The organism is Brevibacterium sp. 2SA, assembly GCF_005502845.1.
Taxonomy (GTDB): Bacteria; Actinomycetota; Actinomycetes; order Actinomycetales; family Brevibacteriaceae; genus Brevibacterium.
Genome location: NZ_SCMW01000006.1, coordinates 99,152 through 116,924 on the forward strand (window position 1 = coordinate 99,152; position 17,773 = coordinate 116,924).

Here is a 17,773-nt window from a genome sequence, read left to right on the forward strand (position 1 = left end):
CACCTCTACGATCAGCGCACAAATAATGTTGCCGGCTCGACTCGGAGCCGCCATCCCCCACACTATGCTCAATCGGCGAGAAAGGCACGCCGGTCGGCCTGCCGCGGCACGGCGTCGATCGGCTGGCAGACTGAGGGCATGAGAACACTGACACTCAGCCATGACTATGCGATCGGACTCACCGATTTCCTCGCCCTGCTCGCCGACGCCGCGACGTGGGAGAAGCTCGGCTCCGCGGCGACGACGGAGCGGGTCGATCCCGACACCGAGGTGACCGTGCGCACCGCTGTGCCGGCCAGTGAGCTGCCGGCGACCCTGGCCTCGCGCCTGCCCTCGGGTGCCGAGCTCGTCGAGGTCTACATGGTTCCCGGGGACGTCATCGGCGATCGTGCCGAGGTCCGGATGACCGCCCACGCCGCCGGCGTGCCCGTGGAGATCGACTCTCTCCTCACCCTCGTCTCCGAGGGCAGCGGCACAGCGGCCACCGTGCGGTCCGAGATCAGCTCCTCGGTGCCGATGTTCGGGTCGATGATCGAACAGGCGCTCGTGCCCATCCTCGAGACCCAGCTGCGCGAGCGACTCGACCGGCTCGCCGAGGTCTGACCCGCAGGCTCAGGTGCGATCGCGGAGCAGATCGCGCAGTTCGGTCCGGTCGTACCAGAGCAGATCGGACTCGCCGAGGCGGTCGCCGGCCGCCTCTGCCCCGTGCGCTGCGGCCAGCTCGATCGCCGCCTCCCAGTCGGAGGCCTCGTCGAGGTGGACGCTGACGATGCGGTCCTCGTCGACCCTGGTGAGGGTGAGCGCATCGAATCCCGGCGCGAGCGGCTCCCGACCGGTTGTCGACGGCGCGTCGTAGGCGACGACGACGCGCGGGGACGCTGATTCCGCGCCGGACCCCAGCGCCTCGTCGGCGGCGAGGGCCGCGGCGATGCTCATGGCGGTGAACTCGGCCTCGTCGAGGTCGTCACCGCGGAGCTGGGCGGCAGCGGCGTCCGGGGCGACCGCGGTCACGGACTGGAGGCCGGCGGCGAGGGCGGCGAGGGTGGTCGGGATGTAGCAGCGAACAGCCATGCCTCCATCCTAGGGCGAGGATCCCCGGATGAGGCGCAGACGATCCCCGCCGGGGCCGACCCGCGGGGCTCAGCGCGACCGGAGGCGGGCCGCGACTCCGCGCCCGCTCGCACCCCGGGCACTGCCGGACCGGTGTCGGATCCGCCTGCGCGTAGGCAGGAGCCCGGCAGCGACCTCGGCGAACTGCCGGCTCAGCACCGATTTCGGCCTGACCTCGGCCACAGTGCGTCCCGACAGCAGCGCGGCGTCGACGGTCGCCCGGTCGTCGCTGAGGACGAAGTCGGGTTCGCGCCCGGCGAAGCGTCCGAGCGCCTCCCTGATCCGCGTCTCCGCCGGATGCCCGACCGCCGAGGCCCTCACCTTCGTGATCCCGATCCGCAGCGTGTCGCGCATCTGCTCGCAGCGTTCGGTGCCGAGGAGCCGCACGAGCTTCTGCAGGCCGATCGGATCCCCGGTCGCGAGCACGAGGACATCGTCGGCCGCGTCGAGGGCCGCACGGGTCGCGCAGTGACGGTCGTAGAACGGATCGGCGAAGTCGTCGTCGGGATCGAGGCGGTCGGAGACGTCGACGACGACGAGATCGTAGAGTCCTGCGAGGTCGCGCAGCGCCGAGCGGAGCACGGCTCCCCGCACCTCCGGCCACCGTTCGGGCCGGGTCAGCCCGGTGATGACGTGGAAGTCGTCGCGGATCGCCGCGTGCGGCACCCCGCTGATGTCGGTGGGCGGGGACTTCTCCGCCTCGAGCCGGCACAGGCTCGCCAGGTGGGAGGACTCCTCCGTCAGCCCGAGCGTCGTGGCGACCATCGCCCCCACGGTGTCGGCGTCGACGACGACGGTGCGATGTCCGAGACGGGAGGACTGATCGCCGAGGTTGACCGCGGTGAGGGTGCGCCCCGGGGACGATCCCGTCCCCCACACCGTGACGATCCGCCCGGCCGGTTTGGTGCGTCCCGGCGGGGACGCCGGGCGGGGCGGCACGACGGCGCTGCGGGTGACGTCGTCGAGGGCGCGGGCGACCCGGAGGGCGTCGGCGGTGGCGGGCACGGCCGTCGTGATGCCGAGACGGGCCAGGGCCGCCTCATCGGCTCCGACCCCGAGCACCTTCGTCCCGGTGGCGAGCACGGCCGCGATGACGTCGGCGTCGAGGCCGGGGAAGTACTCGCCGACGATCGCGATGTCGGCGCTGCCGGTCCGGCACAGGGCGAGGAGTTCGACGTCGTCGGCGGGACGGGCGATGACGTCGACGTCGTCGAGGTCGCTGAGCAGTTCGAAGAGGATGAGGTCGTACTCGAAGTCGACGGCGAGCAGCACCTGGGGCATCGCGATCAGCTCCCGCCGGGAGCGCCGACGACGGAGAGGACGCTGCGGCCGTCGAGAGCGGACAGCACCCCGGACAGCGCGGTGGCCGGGACGAAGACTTCGATCCGGGCGCCGTCGCCGACCCCGAAGCTGCCGACGTCACGGGTGATGTGCGCGACCGGGGCGCCGCTGACGATCTGCTCGGGGTCGCCGGCCTCATCATCGAGTCCCGTCGACTCCGGTTGGGCCCACACGTCGACGAGGCTGCCCCGGTCGACGACCGAGGGCACCGATCCGGGGACGTCGATCGCGACGATCCGGCCCTCGAGTTCGGCCATCGGGGTCACCGCCGAGGCGGGCACGAGCTCGCCTTCGGCGATGACGGAGCGCACGCTCGAGTCCTGGGGCAGGGGCGCATCGGCGGAGAGGTACTTGTCCCCGACGTCGGCGAGGTTGACCTCGGCGACGACGAGGTCGTCGGGTCCGAGCGCCTGACCGGGCACGAGGGATGCCGCGCTGGCCCAGACCCGCGTCGTCGCCGTGGCGGCGCTGACGAGGAGATAGGTGGCGACGATGGCCGCGATGACGAGGACTGCGCCGACGAGCAGTCTGGCATCGGTCCAGCGGGGTGGGCGGAAACGTCTCGAGAGCTCCATTGCATCTCCGATTCGGGGGATTTTCCCATGACAGGAATTGCCTGTGAGTGATAGTATCGAGTATCAAATGGGGTCAAAGCAATGATTTCAGGCAAAACTGTTGTCGCTTGAAACCCTGTCATCGCTGGGAACAATGCCGTCGCTTGGAATTGGGGAGAACCGTCATGGTCGTCGAAAACCGCTTCCTGCCACTCACCGACGTGGCCGAACTGCTCAATGTCTCGATCGCTCAGGCGCGTGCCCTCGTGCGCACGGGCGACCTGCGCGCCATCAAGGTCGGCGGCCGCGGGCAGTGGCGCGTCGAGAAGGCCGAGATCGAGGCGTACATCCAGCGGATGTACGAGCGCACCGAGCACGAGATCAAGGCCGGCCTCCTCGACGACTGATCTCCTGCGCCGCTCCCGCAGAGGTCTCCCGCGCCCCTCACGCAAAGGGATTCACCCGCGCCTGCACGGTGGCGATCCGCGAGAGCGGGATGATCCGTCCCGCGATCTCGACGTAGTCGGCGGCGACCATGTCGGTGCGGCCGCGGATCGTCCTGCCCGTCGCCCGCAGCTCGATGACGATCTCCTCATGCCAGGCGGCCAGACGCCGCAGCGCCGATCCCATGCCGAGCTTCTCCAGCGCCCCCGCCCCGTGGTCGTGCCGGCGGGATCCGGTCCGCAGCTCGTAGAGACAGGCCAGTGACACGATCGTCACCTCCGCCCCGGCGATGACGCAGATCCCGGCGCCGAGGAAGGCCGCCGTCCCCGTGATCTCCCGACTCTCGGTCGTCACCCTGACCTCCTCCCCGAGGCTGCCGCGCAGGCGTTCGAGGAGGGTCCGCTCGGCGGCCTGCATCGCCAGCTCATCGGAGAACTCGCCGCGTCGGGCATGACGCTCCCGCCATGTGTGCATGGCTTCGAGGTCATCGAGGAAGGCGTCGATCCGCTCGTCCATATCGTGAAGCTTGCCCGAGTCCCGCGATGTCCGCAAGAGACTGAACTAACTACACTGTCGTAGTTCGACGGATACTATTGACATGAAACAGTATCAAACTGCATCCTGAGTGAACATTCACGCTTAAGGATGTCCACAATGTATCTCATCGGTCTCTGCGCCATCTCCTGGCTGTCTCTGCTCGGCGGTTTCGCCACGCTGTGGGTGGTCCTCGCCCAGCCGTGGACGGTCAGCGACCTCGTCGTCCTCACACTCGCCGGGGCCGCGGTCCTCGCGTTCGCCCGCCTCGGCGTCACCGCCCTCCTCGCCCTCGGCGTGGCCGTGCTCCCGACCGGTCGTCTGCGGACCCGGCTCAGTGCGGCAGCGGTGCGGTTGGCGCCCCGGATGCTCGCGTCGAGCGTGCTCACCGCCGTCGCCGTCGGCTGCGCGGCGCAGAGCGCCCTCGCCTTCAGCGGCACTATCGCCGGAGATGCCGGCACGGGCATCGCCGGTGATCCGAGGGCGGCGAGTGTCACGGGGAGTTCGAGTATCGACGACAGGCCTGTCAGTGCCGCGGCCCTGCCCGACCCGGGATGGCCGACGACTCCCGGTGCGCCGCTCGACCCGGGATGGCCGACGACCGACCCTGCCGATCCGCCGAGCAACACTGATCCACCGACCAGCACCGATCCACCCAGCAGCACGGATCCACCCGATGACGGTGTTCCACCCGATGACGGTGTTCCGCCCGACGATTCGCCCGACGGCTCGTCCGACGGTTCGTCCGACGCCTTCGAGCCGACGGTGCACGTCGTCAGCCGTGGGGAGAGTCTGTGGTCGATCGCCTCCGAGCTCACCGATTCCGATGACGCGCGCGGGACGCTCGTGGCCGCCATCCACTCGGCCAACCGCGACATCATCGGCGCCGACCCCGATCTCATCATGCCCGGACAGCGATTGGAGATCCCCTCATGAGCGCACCCCTCGTTCTCACGCGCCCGGCCCGGACGACAGCCCCGGCCACGCGGCTGACCCGCAGCGCCACCGGTGCGTCTCCCCCGCGATCGCTGCCGCCGGACGATGACGGCGAACGGATCGCCGAGACGGCGACGTCGCTGGCCATCGCGTGCCTCGAGATCTTCTCCGGGGTGCGGCGCAGCGACACGATCGCCCGCTGGGTCGACCAGGAGCTGCTCGAGAAGATCGATCGGCGCGCTCAGCTGCGGGCGGAGATCGCCCCGACGAGACCGGTCCGCGACCATGGCGCCGAACGCACCCTCACGGCGGGGCGCTCCCGCGTGTGCCGCGTCGCCGAGACCGTCGCCGAGGTCACGGTCATGGTCCGCACGCCCGCGCGCTACCGAGCCGTGGCGATCCGCCTCGAGCTGCTGACGAACCGGTGGACGATGACGGCGCTGCAGACCATGTGAGCCCCGCCCGGGCCGCACCGTCTCATGTCTCAGCGCCGGTTCAGCGCTTCGCCTTCTTCTTCGCCCGGCGCTGGGCGCGGTTGGCCGGTGCCGGGTCGTCCGCACCGTCGGCGTCGTCCTCGGTCACCGAGGTGCCGCCGTCCTCCGAGGGCGCCGAGAGCTGCATCTTCGGGGTGGTGTGGCGCAGCTCCGCCGCGTCGACCTCGACCTCCGAGTCGTCTCCGGATTCGCCCTGCGGCCGGTTGACGGTGACCTCGAGGGTGTCGGTGAGACGCACGACGTCCTCTTTGATCCCGTCCTGCATCGTCGTGAACATCTCGAAGCCCTCGCGCTGGTACTCCACGAGGGGGTCGCGCTGGGCCATCGCGCGCAGGCCGATGCCGTTCTTGAGGTAGTCCATCTCGTAGAGGTGCTCACGCCACCGCTTGTCGATGACGGAGAGGACGACACGACGCTCGAGCTCACGCGTCGCCTCCTCCCCGAGATCCTCTTCGCGCTGGGCGTAGAAGACGTCGATGTCGGACTGGATCTCCGCGTTGAGGCGGTTCTTCGTGAGGTTGCTCAGCCCGCCGACCTCCTCGGCGAGGTCGTCCTCGGTGATCGAGGGGGTGTAGATCTTGCCGAGCGCCTCGAAGAGCTCATCGACCTTCCACTCCTCGACCGGGCCGGTCGTCGCGGCCTGGACGTACGCGTCGATGACCTGTTCGCGGAAGCTCGCGACCTGATCGGCGAGGTCCTCGCCGTCGAGGACCTTGCGGCGCTCGTCGTAGATCACCGTGCGCTGGCGGTTGAGGACATCGTCGTACTTGAGCACGTTCTTGCGCTGCTCGGCGTTGCGCTGCTCGATCTGCGTCTGCGCCGAGAGGATCGCCCGGGTGACCATCTTCGACTCGAGCGGGACATCGTCGGGCACATTGGCCGTGGCCATGATCCGCTCGGCGGCACCGGAGCCGAAGAGGCGCATGAGGTCGTCGGTGAGCGAGAGGTAGAAGCGGCTCTCCCCCGGGTCGCCCTGACGTCCCGAGCGTCCGCGCAGCTGGTTGTCGATGCGTCGGGACTCGTGGCGTTCGGTGCCGAGGACGTAGAGACCGCCGAGCTCGATGACCTCCTCGGCCTCCGACTCGACCTTCGCCTCCGCCTCGGCGAGGACGTCCTGCCACTGCTTCTCGTACTCCTCGGCGTCGTCGACGGGGTCGAGTCCGCGCTTCTCCATCTCGGCGACGGCGATGAACTCCGCATTGCCGCCGAGCATGATGTCGGTGCCGCGTCCGGCCATGTTCGTGGCCACAGTGACCGCGCCCTTGCGTCCGGCCAGGGCGACGATCGCGGCCTCACGGGCGTGGTTCTTCGCGTTGAGGACCTCGTGGCGGACTCCGCGCTTGGCGAGGTGCTTCGAGAGGTATTCGCTCTTCTCGACGCTCGTCGTGCCGACGAGGACCGGCTGTCCGGTCTCGTGGCGCTCGACGATGTCGTCGACGACGGCATCGAACTTCGCGACTTCGTTCTTGTAGACGAAGTCCGACTGGTCGACGCGCTGCATCGGCTTGTTCGTCGGGATCGGCACGACGCCGAGCTTGTACGTCGACATGAACTCGGCGGCCTCGGTCTCGGCCGTGCCGGTCATGCCCGAGAGCTTGTCGTAGAGGCGGAAGTAGTTCTGCAGGGTGATCGTCGCCAGCGTCTGGTTCTCCGCCTGGACCTTGACGTTCTCCTTGGCCTCGATGGCCTGGTGGAGGCCCTCGTTGTAACGGCGGCCCTTGAGGACGCGACCGGTGTGCTCGTCGACGATGAGCACTTCCCCATCGAGGAGGACGTAGTCCTTGTCCTTCTTGAACAGCTCCTTCGCCCGGATCGCGTTGTTGAGGAAGCTGATGAGCGGGGTGTTCTCGGCATCGTAGAGGTTGCCGATGCCGAGGTAGTCCTCGACGCGCTCGATGCCGGGTTCGAGCACGCCGACAGTGCGCTTCTTCTCGTCGACCTCGTAGTCGCGGTCGACCTTGAGGCGCTTGACGACCTTCGCGAACTCGTCGTACCAGCGGTTGGCATCGCCCTCGGCGGGGCCGGAGATGATGAGCGGGGTGCGGGCCTCATCGATGAGGATCGAGTCGACCTCGTCGACGATCGCGAACGAATGGCCCCGCTGAACGAGCTCCTCGGACGACCACGCCATGTTGTCGCGCAGATAGTCGAAGCCGAATTCGTTGTTCGTGCCGTACGTGATGTCCGCCGCGTACTGCTTCCGGCGCTCGTCCGAGGGCATGTTCGCCTGGATGCAGCCGGTCTCCATGCCGAGGAACCGGAACACCCGGCCCATGAGCTCGGACTGGTAGGTCGCGAGGTAGTCGTTGACGGTGATGACGTGGACGCCGTTGCCGGTGAGCGCGTTGAGGTACGCGGGCGCGGTGGCCACGAGCGTCTTGCCCTCACCGGTCTTCATCTCCGCGATGTTGCCGAGGTGGAGGGCGGCACCGCCCATGAGCTGGACGTCGAAGTGGCGCATGCCCAGCGTGCGGCCGGAGGCCTCGCGCACCGCGGCGAAGGCTTCGGGCAGCAGCGAGTCGAGCGACTCCCCGTCGGCCACGCGCTTCTTGAACCGGTCGGTCTCCTCGCGCAGCTCGGCGTCGGACATCTCGCTGAACTCATCGGACAGCTGATTGATGGCGTCGGTGTACCGGCGGAGCTTCTTCAGCGTCCGACCCTCGCCGGTGCGCAGAAGCTTCTCGAGGATGTTAGCCACTTCTCTCCTATTCGGCGCTGGGCGCCTGACGACAACTCGAATGACTGTATAGTCCCTAGCTTAATGGCAGGTGAGTCCCGCACATATCCACCGACTCCGCCCCCAGCCACCGCGCCATGTCGGCGAGTTCAGCGCTCAGCTGCTCCCAGTGCTCCTCCCCCGGCTCCCATGTCACCTTGAGTGCGCGCAGCACCCCGGCCCGACCGTCGCGGTGGACGTCGACGCGGGCGACGAGGCGGTCGCCGAGGAGGAACGGCATGACGTAGTACCCGTGCTGCCGCTGGGGCGCCGGGGTGTAGATCTCGATCCGGAAGCGGAAGTCGAAGAGCCATTCGATGCGGGGGCGGTGGAAGACGAGTGGGTCGAAGGGGGCGAGCAGCGCCCTCGCCGCCGTCGTCCGCGGGGTCCTCGCCGCGTGCCAGCGCAGGGCAGGAGTGCCCGCGACCTCGACCTCGACGAGTTCGCCCGTGGTGAGCAGCGTCTCGATCGCGGCGTCGGTCGGGGCGCGCAGCTGACGGAAGTAGTCGGCGAGGCAGTCGGGGCGCGCGACGCCGAGCGCTCGAGCGGCGATGCGGGTGAGGGCGAGCACATCGTTGGCGGTCCCGGACACGCCCCGCGGGGGCTTGCCTGCACCGCTGCGCAGTCCGAGATCCGGATCCTCCGGGGTGCCGTAGGTGAGGACCGGTTCGCCGAGGAGGGGGCTGACATCGCGCGGCAGCGCATAGATGCGCTCGAAGTGGTCGTTGCGCCCCGCTGAGCTCACCGCCCCGGAGACGAAGAGCGCCTCGAGCGCCGTCTTCACCTGGCTCGGGTTCCAGCCCCAGTGCCCGCGGTGGCGTTCGGGGATGTCGTGGTCGACGAGCTCGGAGGCCGATCTGGCGGTCTGCGGTCCGTCCTCGAGCGCGTCGAGGAGCGACCGCTGCAGGGCGCGGAACGCAGCCCCGGTCTCCGGGTGCCGCTGTCCGTGATCCTGGCGCCACCACTCCGCACGGCTGCGGTCGAAGTGGCGCCACGTCTCCGGGGGCACGAAGGCCGCCGCGTGCGCCCAGTACTCGACGCCCATCCGCGGGGCGGAGTAGAGGAGACGGTCGAGCCGGCTGCGGTCATAGGGGCCCAACCGCGAGTAGAAGGGCAGGTAGTGGGAGCGCACGACCCGGGCGACCGAGTCGATCTGCGCCAGTCCCATCCTCTCGAACGTCGACTTGAGGTGGCACGCGGTGACCTGCTGCGGGCGCGCACGGTCGAGACCGGTCGCCGCGATCGCGGTTCGTCGCGCCGCTGCCAGTGACATCGTCTGCATGGCCCCACGATAGGCCACGCCACTGACGCGGCCCCGCAGCGACAGCTCCGCCCGTTCGGCCGAGGCGGATCGGCCGAACGGCTGAGTTCGCGACCCCCTGCCGGGCGACAGGATGGACATCACAAGCCGGAACACCCTCCGGTCGGCACACGAAGATCGAAAGGACCTGCCATGAAGAAGGTCATCATCACCCTCACCTCCATCCTCTCCGTCCTCGCCGTCGGCGTCGGCGCGCTCTTCTACTGGGAGTACCGGTCGAAGGCGCAGCTCGAAGCCCAGGTCGAGGACTACCTCGGCACCTGCGACGTCAAGCCGTCCCATCTCGAAGTCCACGGGCGGCCGTTCATCCTCTCGGCGATGGCCGAGCGGGCCGAGCTCACCTACGTCGACGTCGCCCCGCAGCCGGGCATGAACAAGGATCAGCTCCTCGTCCGCGAACTCGCCGACGGCAAGGCCGACCGGGTCACCCGCTTCGTCACCTTCGACTACCCGAAGGCCGGCGCTCAGCCGGTCGAGGACGCCGACGGCGCCTACACCGACAAGGCGACGATCGACGGGAAGACCGTGAAGTTCTCCGGCACCGCCGGCGACGGCAGGCTCGAGGTCTTCGCCGACGGCCGCAGCTTCGGTGAGCTCCCCCTGCGGAAGAACGTGACGCTGACCTCCGTGTTCGCCAACCAGTCCGGCGTCGCCGCAGAGCTCGAGTACGCGGACCCGACGTGCGCCCTGGCCTGATCCTCGCCCTCCGACTCAGTCATGGCCGCGCGAGAGCGCGGTCATGACTAGACTCCGAGGCATGAAGACCGTCCTGACCTGGCTGTGGCTCGTCCCGATCCCGCTCTGCCTGGGACTCGACCTCCTCGCCTCGCTCGGTCCGTTCACCGCTCTCGTCACGGTGGTCGCCACCGTGGTCTGCACCGCGATCCTCATCCGGACGCGGATGCCCAGCCGCACCGCCGCCGGGGTCGACTCGGCGACCGCTCGCCTGCTCCTCGTCGCCGTCGCCGTCCTCACGGCCGCACAGATCGCGCTCGTCTTCGGCGAGGGCATCGGCGTGACCGTGCTGTGGCTGAGCTTCGTCGTCCTCGCCGTCCTCGGTCGGGTCGCCGCCTCGGCGCAGCAGATCATCGGCCTCGTCGTCCTCGCCGTCATCACCGTGCTCGCACCGGGGCTCGTGGCCGGTTTCGCCGCCGGCGACGGCTTCACCTTCGCCTTCGGCGCGTCCACGGGAGTCATCGCCGCCCTCGCCCTGGGGCTGCTGCTGCGCATGGTCGATCGCTCCCTCGTCGAACGCCACGCCACCGCCGTGGCCGACGAGCGCCGCCGCATCGCCACCGAACTCCACGACATGGTCGCCCACGAGATCACCGGCATCGTCGTGCTCTCCCAGGCTGCCGGCCGCAGCAGCGACGTCGGCATCCTCCACACCGCGCTGGGAAAGATCGAGGACTCGAGCACGCGCGCTCTCGAGGAGATCCGCGCGCTCGTCTCCTCCACCGCCGAGGACACGTCGGCCGCCGCCCGCCTCCCGGTGGCCACGGGACCGCAGAGCCTGACCGACCGGGTCGAGTCCTTCCGCGCCTCCGGCGGCACCGATGTCCGCGCCGACATCGACCGGTCCCTCGCCGAGGCGGTCCCCGCACCGGTCTGGGCCGTGCTCGACCGCGTCCTCGTCGAAGCGCTGACGAACATCCGCCGGCACGCCGGCACGACGGTGCCGGTCACGGTCACGCTCACCGCCGACGACCCGCTCACCGCCGACGACCCGCTGACAGGCGGTGCCCCGCAGACGGCCGCCGGTCCGGACTCCGCGCGCAGACCGAGTGCCCTCACCCTGACGATCGCCAACGGTCCGGGCACCGCGGGAATCGGCCGCGGCAGCGGCACGGGTCTCATCGGGATGCGGCACCGCGTCGTCAGCGCCGGCGGCACCCTGCAGACCGGCCCGGCGCCGGGAGGAGGCTGGCAGGTGTGCGCGCACCTGCCCGTGCGTGCCGCGGCACCGACAGACTCACAGGAGATCGACCCCGCAAAAGGCGGAGAGGAGAGAGCATGATCCGCGTCGCGCTCGTCGACGATCAGGAGATGGTGCGGATGGGGTTCGCGCTCATCCTCGACGCCGACCCCGACATCACCGTCGTCGCCCAGGGCGCCGACGGGGTCGATGCGATCGACCTGACAAAGCGGGAGAAGCCCGACGTCGTCCTCCTCGACATCCGCATGCCCCGCCTCGACGGCCTCTCCGCACTCCCGCGCCTGACTCCCCTGACGAAGGTCATCATGGTCACGACGTTCGACGATGAGGAGTACGTCGACTCAGCCCTCGACCAGGGGGCGAGCGGATTCCTCCTCAAGGACGCCGGACCCGACCTCCTCATCGCCGGGGTCAAGGCCGCCGTCGACGGTGAGGCCCTCATCTCCCCTGCCCTGACGCTCGACCTGCTCAAGCGTCGGTCACCGGCGGCGCGGGCGCAGGCCGGTCCCGGCAGCGCCCGGGTCGAGAGTCTGAGCGAACGCGAACGCGACGTCGCCGCCCTCGTCGCCACGGGCCTGACGAACCAGGAGATCTGCGCCGAGCTCTACATCTCCCTGGGCACCGTGAAGACGCATCTCGGGAACATCCAGACCCGCCTCGGCGCCCGCAACCGCGTCGAGATCGCCGCGCGCATGTGGGAGTCGGGGGCGATGAATCAGCCGAACGGCTGAGGGCGGGGCCGGCGAACCGGTCACCCGGCCGATGTCTCAGGCCGCTTCCCCGACGAGGATGGAAGCCATGAACTCACACGCACTCATCCCGCCGGTGCCCGCTCCCGCGCAGCCGACCGGCGACCAGCTCACCCGCCCCCGCCGGATCGCCGCCCTCGACGTCCTGCGCGGCGTCGCCCTGTGCGGCATCATCGTCGTCAACCTGCCCCCGATGTTCGGGCTCAACTCGGTCGACGGCAGCGGCGACACCCTCGGGTTCTATGCCGCGAGCCAGGACTTCGTCCAGGGCCGGTTCTTCCCGATCTTCTCGATCCTCTTCGGCATCGGCTTCGGCATCATGTGGCACTCCGCCCGCCGCCGCAGCCCCCGTCCGCGGCTGGCCCTGCTGCGCCGGTTCCTCTTCCTCGGCGTCCTCGGCGCCCTCCACATGCTGCTCCAGCCCGGCGAGGCGCTCCTGCCGTACGCGATCGCCGCGCTCGTCGTCCTGCTGCCCTCGACGTGGCTGCCCGCCCGCGTGCTTCCGGCGATCACCTCGGGTCTCGGCGCGCTCCTCCTCATCGCCGGAGTCGCCACCGGCGGCGGGATGGCGATCATCCCCGGACTCTTCCTCCTCGGCTTCGCGATCGGGTACACGGGCTTCGTCCGCACGGCCCTTGCCCATCCGGGCCGTCTCGCCCTCGTCGGTGTGCTCGCCGCCGCAGTCACCGTCACCGGGTTCCTCACCACGGACTACCTCACCCGCCAGCTCGATCAGTGGATCACCGCGGGGCTGGGGATCACGATGGCGCTGTGCTATGTCATCGTCGTCATGCTCCTCATGCGCACCCCCGCCGAGGCGGTCCTCCGGGCCGTGTTCGCCCCGCTCGGGCGGATGGCGCTGACGAACTACATCGGCGCCACGCTCCTCCTCGTCGGCGTCCGCGCCCTCGTCCCCGACCTCGCGGCCCTCGACAGCGAGGGCGGCTACGTCGCGGCTGCGGTGGTGTGCGCGGCGATCCTCATCGTCCAGATCATCGCCTCCGCCCTGTGGCTGCGGTTCTTCTCCCAGGGCCCGCTCGAGCGCCTCTGGCGCATCGTCACGTGGGGTCCCTCCCGCGCCGAGCGCTGAGGAGCTCCGCGCCGAGCGCGGGGCCGCCCACCTCCCGGACATGCACCGAGGCGGCACTCCCCTCTCGTCGGGGTGTGCCGCCTCGGTCGCGTCGTCAGGTCCGCCCAGAGGTTATTCGGCGACCGTCTCCGGCAGCGCCTCCTCGCTCACGAGGTCCTCGTCGAGGGCGATGACACCGTAGCTCCAGCCCTTCCGGCGGTAGACGACGGAGGGCTTCGACGACTCCTCGTCGATGAAGAGGTAGAAGTCGTGGCCGACGAGCTCCATGCGGTTGAGCGCCTCCTCGATGCCGATCGGCGCCGCGGCGAACGACTTCTCCCGCAGCACCACCGGCGAATCGCCCTCGGCTTTGATCCGGCCGTTCGTCTGATCGGGCGCCGAGGCAGTCGCCTCGGCGTCGGCATCCGCCGCGGTCCCACCGAGCGGCTCGGCGACGGGCATCTTCGCCAGCGCCTCGGCGGTGGACTCCTTGCGATGACGGCCGACGCGGGACACCTTGTTCCTGTCCCTGGCCCGCCTCAAGCGCTCGACGAGCTTCGCCCACGCGAGGTCGAGGGCGGCGTACTTGTCGCTCGCCATCGCCTCGGCGCGGATGACCGGACCCTTCGCCACCACCGTGAGTTCGACCCGCTCGCTCGTCTCGGGCTGCTTCGTGTTCTTATCGTGAGCGACGTGGACCTCGACACGCTGCGCGCGAGGCGCGAGCTGCTCGACTTTGGCGATCTTGTCTTCGATGTGCGCGCGGAAGCTGTCGGAGATGGTCAGTTGGCGTCCGGTGACAACAATGTCCATGATGGGTCCTTTGGCGACTCGTTCTTCGGATGAATCCGATCCCATTCCCTTGGATGGGTAAACACCGTTATACAGTAAAGGGAGAGACAAATCGAGTGCCCCCGCGACCGAGTCCGATGACTGCGGCAACAGCGGGTCTGACCTGCACCGATGTTAATACTCTTGCGCTTTCGGCCAAGGTCGCGCCGGTGGTCGAGAAATCATCGACGAGAATGACCGTGGCAGTCTCCTCAGCGATGTTCCGCACCCGCTCGGCGGACAGATCCGGAATGAGGAATTGCGAGTTCTCCGCATTGTGCGCCCGCTCGTGCGCCCCGAGCCCGACCTGGTCGTGGCGCCTGCGCGCGGCGAGGACGTCGATGACCTCGAGCGACAGGTCCGGAGCGAGCTGTCCGGCGCGCCGGGCGAGGGCCGCGGTGTGCGATCCTCCGCGGCGGCGGAGAGCCGCCTGCGAACTCGGTGCGGGCACGACGCCCACCGGTCCGCCCGGATGACCGACGAGGTCGAGAGCGGCGACGATCGCCCGCGCGAGAGCGAGAGCGAGCGGGTCGAGGACGTCCCGGCGGCCGTTGTCCTTGAAATTGACCACCATATGGGACACTCGCGAATTGTATTCCGAGACCCCGACGACGGGCAGCGTTCCGTACCGCGGCTCCATCGCGCGAGGAATGCCGCCGAGGAGCATGAGGCACGTCGTGCACAGCGAGACGGTCTCCCGCCCGCAGCCCGCGCACCGCCGCGGCAGGAAGAGATCGGAGAACTCGCTCAGCAGCCCCATCGCAGCGACTCAGCCCGGATACGCGGGATCCTTCGCGGTGACGTCGATGAGCTTCTGCCACGCATTCGAGTTGTACGAGTAGATCTCGCCGGCGCTGCCGGTCACGAGGATCGAGCGACCGTCCTCGCCCGCGGCGATCCGATCGCCGCCGCCGGGCAGCTGGCCGAGCTGCTCGGGCGGACCCGCGACATGGACCCGGTAGGGCTGGACGGTCTCCCCCGGCAGCTGCGCGAGCACCGCGAGCGAGGTCGACCCGCCCCACGAGATGTCCTGGATCCCGGAGAAGTACGATCCGACTTGCAGCGGGGCGTCGGAGAGGGAGGCGGCGGGATTGCCCGCCCGGTCGCGCGGGATGCCGACGACGTCGATGCGCTCGGGCTGATCGCCCTGCCGGCTGAGCACCGCCAGCCGCGTGCCGTCCCGGGAGACCTCGAGGTCGAGCAGGGTGCGACCGGAGAGGAAGTCCGCGGCGACGGTGTAGACCTGATCGTCGCGGCCGACCGCTGTGATCTCGCCCTTGTTGTCGCGCTCACCCGTCCAGATCGAGTTGAACCGGTCGATGCTCGGCCCGACGAGGGACGACCCGTTGAGCACGGTGCGCGACTCCGAGGAGTCCGCGCGCAGCCGCTTGAGGTGCTGCCCGTCGTCCTCGAGGTACGCGTAGATCGAATCGTCGAAGGACACGGCCGGGTCGCTGGCCTTGGCATCGCTGAGGTCGGGGCTGTTCTCCGCCCGCGCCACGGTGGTGCCGGAGATCCGGGAGATCCGATTGTTGGCGATGACGACCGGCGGCCCATCGACCTGGACCGAGGAGTCCGTCTTCGGCTGCAGGCTCTCGGACACGACCTGACCGCCGATCGTCAGCTCGACGCTCGAGACCGAGGGGATCGCGCGCAGCGTCGAGGCGATCTGCTGCCGGATGAGGCCCTTCTCCCGGTCCGTCGGCGCCGGGGTGAGGTTGCCGAGGGAGACGCTGGCGACGCCGTTCTCGATCGTCACGACGTTCGAGTCGTTGAGCTTCGCCCCGTCGGGGGCCGCTGTGATGACGGCCCCGGCGAGGTAGGGCGCGGGCCCGGTGAGGAGTTCGTTGATGATCGCCGTCGGGGTCGACGACGATCGGAGGAACCACCGGGAGTCGGGCACGAGATAGGAGAAGTCCGAGGTGAAGAACTCGAGCGAGTAGCTGAGGAAGATCGTGCGGAACGTCGTCGGGGTGACGAGCAGGCCGTCGGGGGCCGAGGAGATCCGCCATTCGCCGTTCTCCTGGCGCAGCGAGAACTCGAGGTTCGAGCGGGTGTCCGGAGTCGCCGAGGAGAAGATCCCCGAGGAGTCGACGATGCCGACGACGGGGGCCGACATCGTCAGCGTCTTCTGGTCCGAGGTGACCTCGTAGTTGAGCGAGTCGAGGTCCGTGTCCCCGGGCAGGACCGACACCGAGGCGAGCGGGTTCCACTCCTGAGCCTCCGCCTCGGTGAGGAACGACTTCGCGACGGCGAAGTTGTTGCCGGTCCCGGCACCGGCGGCGAGGAACCCGCGGACGATCTCCCCGACGCTGTCACCGGGCTTCGGCCCGTCGGGGGTCCGCGCGCTGCCGGCCGCGGCCTCGTTCGAGGCGGCCGGGAGGTGTCCGACCGGTGAGCTCGTGGGAATCGAGGAGCATGCGGTCAGGGCGAGGCTCGCGCAGACGGCGAACACGATCGTGACCACGCGCATCCGGGCTGTCGACGGTCTCATGAGCTTCCCTTCTGCAGTTCGCTCTCCTCGGCCTCGGCGGGTTCGCTGCGGTCGGAGGCCGCCTCGGCGAGATCGGCTTCGACGACGATGGGGATCGACCCGGTCTGGATCCGCACCGAGCCGTCGGAGGACATCGGGCCGGCGACGAGGGCGGAGCCGCGGATCTGCGCGTCCCGCGGCGGCAGCGGCAGCGGCGAGGAGGTGATCTCCTGATCGGGACGGCGCGGCAGCGTCAGCCGGAAGCACGAGCCCTCCCCGGGATTGCCCCACACCTGGAGCCAGCCGTTGTGGAGGTGGGCGTCCTCGAGCGAGATCGCCAGGCCGAGCCCGGAGCCGCCGAGGGTGCGCTTGCGGGCGGGGTCGGCGCGCCAGAACCGGTCGAAGACGTGCTCGACCTGCTCCTCATTCATGCCCACGCCGTGGTCGCGCACGCTCACCGCCACCGCCTCGGCGTTCGAGGCGACGTAGACGTCGATCGGCCTGCCCTCGCCGTGCTCGATGGCGTTGACGACGAGGTTGCGGATGATCCGCGTGATCCGCACCCGGTCGACCTCGGCCATGACCGGTGAGGACGGGGCATGGACGACGATGTGCGTCGACATCTGGTCGGCGATCATCGAGACGGTCTCGACGACGGAGGTGACGATCGCGCCGACGTCGACGGGTTTGGCGACGAGCGCTGCGGCCCCGGCGTCGTAGCGGGAGATCTCGAGGAGGTCGGAGAGGAGGGCGTCGAAGCGCTCGGCCTGCGAGTTGAGCAGCTCGGCGCTGCGGGCGGTCACCGGATCGAGATCGTCGCGCGCATCGTAGATGAGGTCGGCGGCGGCGCGGATCGTCGCGAGCGGGGTCCGCAGCTCATGGGAGACATCGGAGACGAACTGCCGCTGCAGCACCGAGAGCCGCTCCATCTGCTGGATCTGGTGCTGGAGGGTGTCGGCCATGTCGTTGAAGCTCTCGCCGAGCACCGCGATCTCATCGTTGCCGTGGACGGGCATGCGCTCGTCGAGGTCGCCGTCGGCGATGAGGCGGGCCACCTCGGCGCCGGTGCGCACCGGGGTGACGACGAGGCGGGTGACGATCCACGCGACCGCACCGACGAGGACGACGAGGACGAGGGCGGCGACGAGCATCGACCGCTGGACGAAGTCGAGGGTGTTCTGCTGTTCGGACAGATCGCCGAGGTAGTAGAGCTGGAACTGCCCGGCCCCAGGCACTGTGAGCTCCTGCGTGATGAGCAGGCCCGG

General features: G+C 69.5%; 18 protein-coding genes. 8 read left to right on the forward strand and 10 right to left on the reverse strand.

The genetic code is table 11. The features are described from left to right. Positions 1 to 138 precede the first annotated feature (138 nt). Positions 139 to 603 (forward strand): DUF2505 domain-containing protein, encoded by a 465-nt coding sequence (locus tag FFS20_RS04525; protein WP_137824731.1) that lies wholly within the window; start codon positions 139 to 141, stop codon positions 601 to 603. Positions 604 to 612: 9 nt separating this feature from the next. On the opposite strand, the gene FFS20_RS04530 is transcribed toward FFS20_RS04525, so the two are convergent. From FFS20_RS04530 to FFS20_RS04540, 3 genes are all read right to left on the reverse strand, one after another. Beyond that, entirely contained in the window at positions 613 to 1,071 is a 459-nt protein-coding gene (locus FFS20_RS04530) for a hypothetical protein (protein ID WP_137824732.1), read from the reverse strand. 69 nt (positions 1,072 to 1,140) lie between these two features. Next, positions 1,141 to 2,391 (reverse strand): DNA-binding response regulator, encoded by a 1,251-nt coding sequence (locus FFS20_RS04535; protein WP_137824733.1) that lies wholly within the window; start codon positions 2,389 to 2,391, stop codon positions 1,141 to 1,143. A 5-nt stretch (positions 2,392 to 2,396) separates the two neighbouring features. Then, positions 2,397 to 3,026, reverse strand: coding sequence for a hypothetical protein (locus FFS20_RS04540; RefSeq protein ID WP_137824734.1), 630 nt, complete (start codon positions 3,024 to 3,026; stop codon positions 2,397 to 2,399). A gap of 164 nt (positions 3,027 to 3,190) precedes the next feature. Here FFS20_RS04540 and FFS20_RS04545 point away from each other — a divergent pair, with 164 nt between their 5' ends. After that, positions 3,191 to 3,412, forward strand: a complete 222-nt coding sequence (locus FFS20_RS04545) for a helix-turn-helix domain-containing protein (RefSeq protein ID WP_137824735.1) — start codon at positions 3,191 to 3,193, stop codon at positions 3,410 to 3,412. 37 nt (positions 3,413 to 3,449) lie between these two features. Here FFS20_RS04545 and FFS20_RS04550 read toward each other — a convergent pair whose 3' ends face one another. Beyond that, a complete protein-coding gene (locus tag FFS20_RS04550; RefSeq protein ID WP_137824736.1) occupies positions 3,450 to 3,965 on the reverse strand; it encodes a hypothetical protein in 516 nt (171 codons plus the stop codon). A gap of 138 nt (positions 3,966 to 4,103) precedes the next feature. Here FFS20_RS04550 and FFS20_RS18065 point away from each other — a divergent pair, with 138 nt between their 5' ends. Both FFS20_RS18065 and FFS20_RS04560 read left to right on the forward strand, forming a co-directional pair. Further along, complete coding sequence (locus tag FFS20_RS18065) at positions 4,104 to 4,919, forward strand: LysM domain-containing protein (RefSeq protein ID WP_212743285.1); 816 nt, start codon at positions 4,104 to 4,106, stop codon at positions 4,917 to 4,919. Further along, positions 4,916 to 5,374 (forward strand): Rv3235 family protein, encoded by a 459-nt coding sequence (locus tag FFS20_RS04560; RefSeq protein WP_137824737.1) that lies wholly within the window; start codon positions 4,916 to 4,918, stop codon positions 5,372 to 5,374. The genes FFS20_RS18065 and FFS20_RS04560 overlap by 4 nt, the downstream gene beginning before the upstream one ends. A 40-nt stretch (positions 5,375 to 5,414) precedes the next feature. Here the strand turns inward: FFS20_RS04560 and secA are convergent, their stop codons facing one another. Together secA and FFS20_RS04570 are read right to left on the reverse strand one after the other, a co-directional pair. Then, positions 5,415 to 8,111: a preprotein translocase subunit SecA gene (gene secA / locus FFS20_RS04565; RefSeq protein WP_137824738.1), complete on the reverse strand. Its 2,697-nt coding sequence runs from the start codon at positions 8,109 to 8,111 to the stop codon at positions 5,415 to 5,417. Between the two features lie 55 nt (positions 8,112 to 8,166). Continuing rightward, a complete protein-coding gene (locus FFS20_RS04570) occupies positions 8,167 to 9,411 on the reverse strand; it encodes a crosslink repair DNA glycosylase YcaQ family protein (RefSeq protein WP_249356662.1) in 1,245 nt (414 codons plus the stop codon). A 171-nt stretch (positions 9,412 to 9,582) separates the two neighbouring features. On the opposite strand from FFS20_RS04570, the gene FFS20_RS04575 reads away from it, so the two are divergent. From FFS20_RS04575 to FFS20_RS04590, 4 genes are all read left to right on the forward strand, one after another. Continuing rightward, positions 9,583 to 10,146: a hypothetical protein gene (locus FFS20_RS04575; protein WP_137824739.1), complete on the forward strand. Its 564-nt coding sequence runs from the start codon at positions 9,583 to 9,585 to the stop codon at positions 10,144 to 10,146. A gap of 61 nt (positions 10,147 to 10,207) precedes the next feature. Beyond that, the gene (locus FFS20_RS04580; protein ID WP_171006979.1) at positions 10,208 to 11,467 is read left to right on the forward strand and encodes a histidine kinase; all 1,260 of its coding nucleotides are present in this window, start codon (positions 10,208 to 10,210) and stop codon (positions 11,465 to 11,467) included. Further along, entirely contained in the window at positions 11,464 to 12,117 is a 654-nt protein-coding gene (locus FFS20_RS04585) for a response regulator transcription factor (protein WP_137824741.1), read from the forward strand. The genes FFS20_RS04580 and FFS20_RS04585 overlap by 4 nt, the downstream gene beginning before the upstream one ends. A 67-nt stretch (positions 12,118 to 12,184) precedes the next feature. Continuing rightward, positions 12,185 to 13,225 (forward strand): DUF418 domain-containing protein, encoded by a 1,041-nt coding sequence (locus FFS20_RS04590; RefSeq protein ID WP_137824742.1) that lies wholly within the window; start codon positions 12,185 to 12,187, stop codon positions 13,223 to 13,225. A 111-nt stretch (positions 13,226 to 13,336) separates the two neighbouring features. Here the strand turns inward: FFS20_RS04590 and raiA are convergent, their stop codons facing one another. The 4 genes from raiA to mtrB all read right to left on the reverse strand — a co-directional run. After that, positions 13,337 to 14,017, reverse strand: coding sequence for a ribosome-associated translation inhibitor RaiA (raiA, locus tag FFS20_RS04595; RefSeq protein ID WP_137824743.1), 681 nt, complete (start codon positions 14,015 to 14,017; stop codon positions 13,337 to 13,339). 67 nt (positions 14,018 to 14,084) lie between these two features. Then, the gene (locus tag FFS20_RS04600; protein ID WP_137824744.1) at positions 14,085 to 14,795 is read right to left on the reverse strand and encodes a ComF family protein; all 711 of its coding nucleotides are present in this window, start codon (positions 14,793 to 14,795) and stop codon (positions 14,085 to 14,087) included. Positions 14,796 to 14,804: 9 nt separating this feature from the next. After that, positions 14,805 to 16,529: an LpqB family beta-propeller domain-containing protein gene (locus FFS20_RS04605; RefSeq protein WP_137824745.1), complete on the reverse strand. Its 1,725-nt coding sequence runs from the start codon at positions 16,527 to 16,529 to the stop codon at positions 14,805 to 14,807. After that, the coding region (mtrB, locus tag FFS20_RS04610; RefSeq protein WP_249356663.1) for an MtrAB system histidine kinase MtrB at positions 16,526 to 17,773 on the reverse strand (1,248 nt) is incomplete at its 5' end. The genes mtrB and FFS20_RS04605, both read right to left, overlap by 4 nt.